This is a genomic window from Mycobacterium sp. (genome assembly GCF_049802695.1).
GTDB lineage: Bacteria > Actinomycetota > Actinomycetes > Mycobacteriales > Mycobacteriaceae > Mycobacterium.
The window spans coordinates 1-8287 of sequence record NZ_JBARMY010000444.1; the positions used below are offsets into that span (position 1 = coordinate 1).

12 protein-coding genes are annotated in these 8287 nt (G+C 65.3%); 8 read left to right on the plus strand and 4 right to left on the minus strand.

Annotated features, from left to right (window positions below):
- Nucleotides 1–1130, minus strand: a 1130-nt coding sequence (locus WA317_RS17875) for a DUF7159 family protein (RefSeq protein WP_425174305.1), incomplete at its 3' end; no start/stop codon positions are given.
- A 411-nt stretch (nucleotides 1131–1541) separates the two neighbouring features.
- Between WA317_RS17875 and WA317_RS17880 the strand changes: the two genes are divergently transcribed.
- Nucleotides 1542–2096, plus strand: coding sequence for a hemerythrin domain-containing protein (locus tag WA317_RS17880; protein WP_425174306.1), 555 nt, complete (start codon nucleotides 1542–1544; stop codon nucleotides 2094–2096).
- Between the two features lie 31 nt (nucleotides 2097–2127).
- Complete coding sequence (locus WA317_RS17885; RefSeq protein WP_425174307.1) at nucleotides 2128–2796, plus strand: UdgX family uracil-DNA binding protein; 669 nt, start codon at nucleotides 2128–2130, stop codon at nucleotides 2794–2796.
- Between the two features lie 22 nt (nucleotides 2797–2818).
- Here WA317_RS17885 and WA317_RS17890 read toward each other — a convergent pair whose 3' ends face one another.
- Nucleotides 2819–3058, minus strand: a complete 240-nt coding sequence (locus WA317_RS17890; RefSeq protein WP_425174308.1) for a hypothetical protein — start codon at nucleotides 3056–3058, stop codon at nucleotides 2819–2821.
- A gap of 153 nt (nucleotides 3059–3211) precedes the next feature.
- Between WA317_RS17890 and WA317_RS17895 the strand changes: the two genes are divergently transcribed.
- Nucleotides 3212–3898, plus strand: coding sequence for a Crp/Fnr family transcriptional regulator (locus WA317_RS17895; protein ID WP_425174309.1), 687 nt, complete (start codon nucleotides 3212–3214; stop codon nucleotides 3896–3898).
- Nucleotides 3899–3927: 29 nt separating this feature from the next.
- On the opposite strand, the gene WA317_RS17900 is transcribed toward WA317_RS17895, so the two are convergent.
- Nucleotides 3928–4380, minus strand: a complete 453-nt coding sequence (locus tag WA317_RS17900) for an anti-sigma factor antagonist (RefSeq protein WP_425174310.1) — start codon at nucleotides 4378–4380, stop codon at nucleotides 3928–3930.
- Between the two features lie 224 nt (nucleotides 4381–4604).
- Nucleotides 4605–5261: a DedA family protein gene (locus WA317_RS17905; protein WP_425174311.1), complete on the minus strand. Its 657-nt coding sequence runs from the start codon at nucleotides 5259–5261 to the stop codon at nucleotides 4605–4607.
- A 162-nt stretch (nucleotides 5262–5423) separates the two neighbouring features.
- Here WA317_RS17905 and WA317_RS17910 point away from each other — a divergent pair, with 162 nt between their 5' ends.
- From WA317_RS17910 to WA317_RS17930, 5 genes are all read left to right on the plus strand, one after another.
- Nucleotides 5424–6425 carry a Rieske 2Fe-2S domain-containing protein gene (locus WA317_RS17910; protein ID WP_425174312.1) on the plus strand — a complete coding sequence of 334 codons (1002 nt, stop codon included), beginning with the start codon at nucleotides 5424–5426 and terminating at the stop codon, nucleotides 6423–6425.
- Nucleotides 6426–6911 (plus strand): hemerythrin domain-containing protein, encoded by a 486-nt coding sequence (locus WA317_RS17915; RefSeq protein WP_425174313.1) that lies wholly within the window; start codon nucleotides 6426–6428, stop codon nucleotides 6909–6911. It abuts the gene before it with no gap.
- Between the two features lie 67 nt (nucleotides 6912–6978).
- Nucleotides 6979–7353 carry a hypothetical protein gene (locus tag WA317_RS17920; protein ID WP_425174316.1) on the plus strand — a complete coding sequence of 125 codons (375 nt, stop codon included), beginning with the start codon at nucleotides 6979–6981 and terminating at the stop codon, nucleotides 7351–7353.
- Nucleotides 7354–7390: 37 nt separating this feature from the next.
- Nucleotides 7391–7732: a cupin domain-containing protein gene (locus tag WA317_RS17925; RefSeq protein ID WP_425174314.1), complete on the plus strand. Its 342-nt coding sequence runs from the start codon at nucleotides 7391–7393 to the stop codon at nucleotides 7730–7732.
- 9 nt (nucleotides 7733–7741) lie between these two features.
- The coding region (locus WA317_RS17930) for a nitronate monooxygenase (RefSeq protein WP_425174315.1) at nucleotides 7742–8287 on the plus strand (546 nt) is incomplete at its 3' end.

Below are 8287 nucleotides of genomic sequence, written 5' to 3' on the forward strand. Positions count from 1 at the left end.
GCGACCGGCAGATGCAGGGGTGCCGCCGGTATGGCGGGCGCTTGGGCCAGCGCCGGTGCCGGTGGCTGCGCTGCCGGGACGATGAGGGCTTGGCCCGGAACCGGTCGCAAGGCAACCGTCGTGCGGATGTTGATCGCCAGGGTGATCACCAGCGCCAGGGCGGCTGCGGTGACGATCGTCGCCGCAAGGGCGCTGCCCGTCAGCAACATCGGCCTCCGCTGCGGAGCCGCGACGTGCTCGACAGCATGGTGAAGGCCGCTGTCCCATTCGTCGGCCCGGTTCAGGATGACGGTCTCAGCGTCGGCCTCCTCGTCCGGGACAGCGCTGTAGGCCAGCAGGTCTTCGACGCCGAGGCCGGTTCCGAACGCTGCGTCGTGCGCCGCCAGGTATCTGGGCGCGACGGCGTAGGGATCGACCGCCCCGGTGCCGGGATCCTGCGCGTAGGCCAGCGCCGCGGTGGACGAGGCGAACAGCGGCGCGTTCGCCGAAGCCAGCGCCGCGCCGCGGGCTAGCGCCATCTCCGGTTCCTCCGGCACGATCACCGTCAATCTGGTCGCCGCTTCCAGCCCTAGCTTGATCGGTGCGACATCGACGCCGGAGCCGACGACGAAGACACCTCCGGGGCGCGACGGCAGGGCGTGTACCCCGACGATCATTCCGATGAGTTGAGTAACCGCATCGGCGCCGGGCCCGCCCCGCAGAGCACGGCGGTAGACGTCGGTGATCGAACCGTCCGTGGAGTCGACCACGGCCAACGTCGCGGTATCGGGCTCGATGAACAACATCGCGGTATGCCGGTAGCCGATCGCGTTTCCGACGGTGTGGGCCAGAGCGGCCGCGGCCAGGAAAGCCGACACCAGCATGACGTTCTCGACCTTGCGGGCCGCGAGCGCATCGCGGAGAGCGGCGGCCTCGGCGTTGTCGGTCCAGGTGACACCGGTCGACATCAATCGGGAGCCGGTGTGCGCCGCGCCTTCCCGAGTGCCCATGATCGCGTCGATCACCTGATCAGCCGCACTGAGCGTGGAAGCCTCATCGGCAGTAGCGACTTTGAGGTTGTCTTCCTCGACAGTGGCACCGTCGGCGTTCTCGCCTTCTACGAGCAGCAGGCGGATCGAGGTCGGCGCCATTGACACACCGAGTACCAGTTCCACTAACTCCTCCAAGGTCCGGCTACCAGGTCTTGCGGAGGAGAACACCGCAGGTCCCGCGGGTCACGGGCCCGTCGCGACACTGTGTGACGCTACCTGCTGGAGCTAGGTGCCACCTGTGAATCGGCGGTAACCGGCAGTTGAACGAACGCGGTTGGCCGCATCTGGACGAGAGGCATCCCCGCTCTTCCGGTGACGCCCGGAAGGCGATGTCAATTAGGCTGCGGCGCAACGCATTCGGCCCAAGTCAGCAGCGTCGTGTCGCGGTGAGCCGGAGGCGACGAACTAGCACGGCGTTTGGCCGCCAGCCCCGACGGGTAGCCCGCGCCAACGCGCAACATCTCGACCAGCCCCGTTGCGCAGAAGTTCACGACTATCCGGGAGCAAACCATGGCCGATGCCGCCGAGTCGCCCGCCGATGTGGTCGACTTCCTCACCAGCCAGCACGAGCAGATCAGAGCGCTGTTCGCCGAAACGCTCGACAACTCCGGCAAGGAGCGGGAGAAGGCATTCATCGAGCTGCGGCGACTGCTCGCGGTGCACGAAACCGCCGAGGAAGAGATCGTGCACCCACGCGCCAAGCGGAAAATACCCGACGGCGACAAGGTGGTCGGAAAACGGCTCGAGGAAGAACACGAAGCCAAGACGGTCCTCGGCAAGCTGGAAGAGCTGGACGTCGACGCCGACGAGTTCACCGAGCAGCTGAAGAAGCTTCGCGACGCCGTCCTCGAACACGCCGAGCGCGAGGAGAAAGAAGAGTTCTCCAAGCTGCACGAGGAGTTGGACGAGAAGGAACTCGAGCGGTTGAGTCGCGCCGTGAAGCTCGCCGAATCCATCGCGCCGACCAGGCCGCACGGAGTCGAGTCGCGGATGGCCAATTTGGCCGCAGGCCCCTTCGCGGCGATGACGGACCGGGCCCGCGACGCCATCTTGGGGAAGGGCTAGCCACACACGGCTGCAGGCCGGAAGCGCGGCCATGGTCAAAGCCAAGGAGCCGGGCGCCGAGCTCTACCTACCCGACGATCGCGCGCTGGAGTCGCTGGAAGCGGCTGCCGATTGTTGTCACGGTTGTTCGCTGTATCAGGACGCCTCGCAGACCGTCTTCGGACATGGTCTTTCCGATGCTCCGATGATGCTGATCGGTGAACAGCCGGGGGATCGGGAAGACATCGAAGGTCTGCCGTTCGTGGGTCCGGCGGGACGACTGCTGGCACGCGCGCTCGACGAGGCGGGCGTCGACCCGAAGTTGACTTACCAGACCAACGCAGTCAAACATTTCAAGTTCACCCGAAAGGGCGGTACGCGGCGGATCCATCAGAAGCCCAGCCGCACCGAAGTGGTCGCCTGCCGGCCGTGGCTCTTCGCCGAGATCGAGGCGGTGCAGCCGCGGGTGATCGTCTGCCTGGGTGCGACGGCGGCACAGTCATTGCTGGGTGGGGCATTTCGGCTGACCGCTCACCGTGGTGAATCCCTGCAGCTGCCTTCCGACATCGGTATCCAGCTGCGGCCTGAGCCGGTGGTGTTGGCCACCGTTCACCCGGCGGCGGTGCTGCGCGACCGCAGTGACAATCGCGACGCGGTATACCAGTCACTGGTCGACGATCTGCGCACCGCTGGGAGTGCAGGCACCGAGCGTGCTCGATGAGAGGGAGCTGAAGGGTCGACGCTCACGGCCGCGCTGATAATTCGAAAAAGGCTGGAGCGCTACCTCTCCGGACGACAACCGCCGCGCCGGCAACCAGCAGAACGACCGCCGCCACGATCGCCCACCCCGCGCCGGCCACCCACCAAATCAGTCCCAGCGGGATCAGCGAAGGTGACACGGCGAAAAGCGTCAGTATCGGATGCTCCTTGACCACCTCCACGGCACTGCGTGCCCGGTCGCGGTCGACTTCCCTGCCAGCCATGGGTTCAGCATGCCAGGTGACGTCTCGTCGTCTCGGCGGCTTGCCAGGACGAGAGACCGTTTGCAGGTAAGCGATGCGGGGTATGGCCGGGTGGCGTCAGTAGCGGGGCTCATTGGGTGAGTGGCGGCGCCGACGAGGCTGCGAGTGTGAGTGGTGAATCAAGTTTTTCCTCAGGCGGCCCTCTTTTACGGTTTCGACCCGCGAGAGGTGTCGGCGCTGACTTGTGTACTGGAGACCGTCGATCGGGGCGGTGGTGAGGCCTTCTTCAGCGAAGGTGAGATCGGAAGCCGGTTGTACATCATCTTGTCGGGCAAAGTGAAGCTCGGCTGCCGCGCTGCCGACGGACGCGAGAACTTGTTTTCGATTCTTGGCCCGTCGGACATGTTCGGTGAGATGTGTGCCGTTGACCCGGGACCGCGAGGCTGCACGGCGACCGCGGTGACGAGCGCGCGCGCCGCGATTGTGCAACGCGAAGTGCTGCTGTCCTGGATCGCGCAACATCCCGTCCTTGGCCAACGGCTCTTGCAGATAATGGCCCGCAGGCTGCGCCGCACCGACTATGAGCGTTCTGATCTCGTGTTCAACGACGTGCCCGGCCGCGTCGCCAAGCAGCTTCTGGGGCTGGCTCGCCAGTTTGGGGTCGAGGAACGAAACGCCACCCGGGTATTTCACGACCTCACCCAACAGGAATTCGCCCAGTTGGTCGGCGCTGCAAGGGAAACGGTGAATAAAGTACTCGGCGAATTCAGCGCACGCGGCTGGATCAGCCTAGAGGGCAAGAGCGTGCTGATCGCTGACTCAGGACGTCTGCGTTCCCGCGGCCGTGAGGCAACGCCGTAGTCGACTCTGGGCAGTGTGGACGCCACGGATTAGAGCGACGGCACTCCAGCCGCAAGCGTCAGGGCCGAATCCACACTCGGATAGACGGGCAGGACGTCACCGAGTCCGCATGCTCCGACGATTCGCGAGACCGCGGGCTGGCAGCTGGTCAGGCGAAGCTCGACACCGCGTTGGCGACAAAGGTCCAATTCGTCGGCCAGCACCGAGAACGCGCAGCAGCCGATGAAGTCGAGGCCACTGGTGTCGACGACGAGAACCCCGGGCGCGGTGACCGCTGCGGCCGCCTCGACCAACAGGTGCCGCCAAGTGATTTCGTTGCACGCGTCGATCTCTCCGCCCGCGTAGACGATCACGGCCGAGCCGTCGCGCTGGGTGGTCGCCCTCAGCTTGCTGTGGGCATTGCCCAACTCGGCGAGCAGGCGAGTGCTCAACACCAGGTGGTTGGGAGTACCGGGGTACGCGTCTGCGGAGGCTAAGGTCATGGTGCACTCCTAATCGACTGGCGCCGAAGGCGCCGCGATGGATGCCCGTCCTGCGTGTCTGAAGACAGGGTGAATGCCCGTCCTATTTCCTGAAGACAGACTTTACTTGAATGGATGTCAGTTTAGTAACGGCACGCCTGGGTGTGTCTATGCTTTGCGCCTGAGAGTATTTTAAAAGTCTTGACCAGCCATTATGGGCTTGAGCCAATTTCCAGCCGACTGGTTCAGGCAGTCGTTTTGCCGGTTTCCCGGCCGTGTCGCCTTTCGTACTCGGCGACCGCGCGGGCAGTTCGTTTACGTAACAAAATTGCGACCATTCCACCGCCCAGGACGGCGACTATCAAGCCGATCCAGGAGAACCGGGTCAGCCAGCGTTCGGCGGCGACCCCGGCGAAGTACACCAGCGCTGTCGTGCCGCCCGCCCAGCACACGGCGCCGGACACATTTGCCACCAAGAAGCGGGCATAACGCATCTTCAGCGCTCCGGCGAGCGGTCCGGCGAAGATGCGCAGCAGCGCAATGAAACGACCGAAAAACACCGACCATGTTCCCGCACGGTCGAACGCTCGCTCGGCCAGCGCGACATGACCTGGGCCGAAATGCTTGGGGAATCGCCGGCCGAGCCAGTCGAAGAGCGGCATGCCGAGCCGGCGACCGACGGTGTAACCGGTCGAATCGCCGATCACAGCTCCGATTACGCCGGCGGCGCCGACGAGGACGGGGTTGACCGCAAGCTCATGGCGTGACGACAATATCGCCGCAGTCACCAGCACAATCTCGCCCGGAAGCGGAATGCCCAGGCTCTCGACTCCGACCACAGCGCCGACGATGAGGTAAACCGCCACGGGCGGAACCGTCTGCAGTAAGGACACCACCGACACGGCTATAAGAATGCCCGACCGAGCCCGGACCGTCTGTCAACACCGGCCACGGCGCGCGGGCCCGCGTCAATCATCTGCTGCCTCTGTGAATCAGCTGGGCGAATTCTGGAACAGACGGCGGTTGGCCGTCGGCCTCGGTCGTGGACGGTACCGTGGGCCACGATGGCGCCGAGATTCGCGTTGCACGTGAGGAAGGCTGACGACGTGGTCGAGCAATTACCTAAAAGGCAATTCCGCAAGTTGGGGACACGGACGTTGTCCGTTATCGGCCAACAAGAATGGCTGGATCGGCCGAGCTACCGGTTCGAGCACCTGCTCAGCTTCGCTTACAACTCGCTGGGCGAAGCCCGTGACCGAGTCGCCAACACGCTGAACGGGGTCTGGCTCGGGCACCCGGTGCATCCGCCGCTGGCATCGTTGACCACCGGCGCGATCGGCACGACGGTGGCACTGGATGCGCTGAGTGTCCTGCCGGGCCGACCGAAGTCCGAAGTCCTCGACGCGTCACGATTCGCCTCCCGCGCGCTGGCGCTCGGGATCTTGGCGAACTTGGGCTCAGCAGCTACCGGTGTGACCGACTGGCAGCACACGCATGAAGAAGACCGCCGCATCGGGCTGGTGCACGGCCTGCTCAACGTGCTGGCGACCATTCTTTACATCCGGTCGTGGTGGGATCGCCGCCGCGGCAAGCACCTTCGTGGGATCGGGGTCAGCGCGCTGGGCTACGGCATCACCGTGAGTAGCAGCTACCTCGGCGGCGCTCTGGTGTTCGATTCAGGGATCGGCATCGACCAATCCGGCGAGCGGCTGCACACACCGGACTGGACGCCGGTGCTGCCGGTCGAGTCACTGGCAAATGGCGAACCACGGCGCGTCGAGGTCGACGGCGTGGGAGTCGTCCTGTGCCGGACCGGTGACGGCCGGGTCGCGGCGTTCGGCGAATTCTGCCCGCACCTGGCCGCTCCGATGAGCGACGGCTGGGTTGACCGCGGCCGAATCGTATGCCCGTGGCACGGTTCGCGATTCGACGTTGAATCCGGCCAGGTGATCCGCGGGCCGTCGGCCGCTCCGCTGCCGCGATATCAGGCGCGGATCAGCGAGGGGATGATCGAGTTGCGTGGCGACGGGCAGCGTGCCCCGGCGGCGGCGAGAGGGAGTCGGTAAGTGAACGCGTACACCGTTTTGCAAGACCACCACAAGGTACTCAAAGGGCTCGTCAAGAAGATCAGCGAAACACAGCCGACCGCCGCAGAACGGCAGGACTATGTCGACGATCTGCTGGTCGAACTGGACATTCACTTCCGCATCGAAGACGACCTGTTCTACCCGGCGCTGGCCGAGGCCAGCTCGTTGATTGCGGTCGCGCACGCCGAGCACCGCCAGGTCGTCGACCAGCTTTCGGTGCTCCTGCGCACCCCGCCGACAGCCTCCTCCTACGAAGACGAATGGCATTCCTTCGCGACCGTGTTGGAGGCGCATGCCGACGAGGAGGAACGGGACATGATTCCGGTGCCCCCGCCGGTACAGATCAGTGACGCCGAACTGGTGACTCTCGGCGACAAGATGGCTGCCCGTATCGAGCAGTTGCGTGACTCGACGGTGCACAAGTTGCGGGTCAAAGGCAGAAAGGCGCTGCTGCGGACGATCTAGCCGGTCAGACGTTGTGAGAACCGCGGATTCGGCGGTTGCTGTCGCCGTCACGTTCCTCTGGCTGGGCATGATCGGCGCAATTTCATTCCTGGAAGCGCCGCTGAAATTCCGCGCGCCGAACGTCACGCTGCAGATCGGGCTGGGCATCGGGCGCTTGGTCTTCCGTGCCCTGAATGCCGTTGAAGTGGTCTTCGCCGCCGCCATCCTGGTCATCATCGTCGCTGGGCATCCACCGATGCGTGTCGTCGTTGTGTTGGCCGTCGCACTGGTTGCGCTGGCCGTCCAGCTCTTGGCGGTGCGCCCGCGGCTCAACCGTCGAACCGACAAAGTGCTAGCTGGCCTGGAGGCCCCGCGCTCGCACGCGCATTACGCCTATGTCGGTCTGGAGGTGGCGAAGGTGATTGCACTGGCCGTCGCAGGCATCCTCCTACTATCCAGCTGACAACCGGGTTCTACTTGTCACTAGAGGAGGCGCCTTCATGGAATCCATCTCGCTCACCGCCCTGGCCGTCGAGAAGTTGGCCGAGGCCCGGCAGTCACACAGCGGGCGCGCCGCCCACACGATCCACGGCGGGCACACCCACGAACTGCGGCAGACGGTGCTGGCTTTGCTTGCCGGGCATGAGCTGTCCGAACACGACAGCCCGGGACAGGCGTCGTTGCAGGTCCTGCAGGGACAAGTGCACCTCACCGCCGGAGAGGATGCGTGGGACGGCAGAACGGGCGACTATGTCGTGATCCCGCCGCAACGGCACTCCCTACAGGCCGTCGAGGATTCGGTGGTCATGCTGACCGTCTTCAAGAGCCTATCCACGAGGTAGCGGTCGCTCATGTTGTCGACGCCGTGGTCGCGGCACATCGGCCTGCAAGTGCCGATAGTCAATGCGCCGATGGGAGGCGTTGCCGGTGGCCGGCTCGCCGCCGCGGTCAGCGCCGCCGGTGGACTGGGCATGGTCGGGATGGGCAGCGCCGGGTCGGTCGCGTCGCTGACCACCGAAATGCGGCACGTAGCAGAGACCTTCGGAATCGGGCTGGTCGACTGGGTGATGCGCAAGGAGCCTGAGTTGCTGGACGCCGCGTTGGCCGCTCGACCCGTGTTGCTCTCGGTGAGCTTCGGTGCTGACTGGTCGTGGGTCGATCAGGCCCATGACGCCGGAATCGTCACGGCGACACAGGTATACAGCGGCGCCGAAGCCCGTCGAGCACAGGACGCCGGTGTCGACGTGCTGGTGGCGCGCGGCGCCGAAGGCGGCGGCCACGGCGAGGTGAGAGTCGCGACGCTGCCGCTGTTGGACGCTGTGCTCGACGCCGTATCGGTCCCGGTGCTGGCCGCTGGCGGGATCGCTTCGCCGCGCACCCTCGCCGCCGTGCTGGCC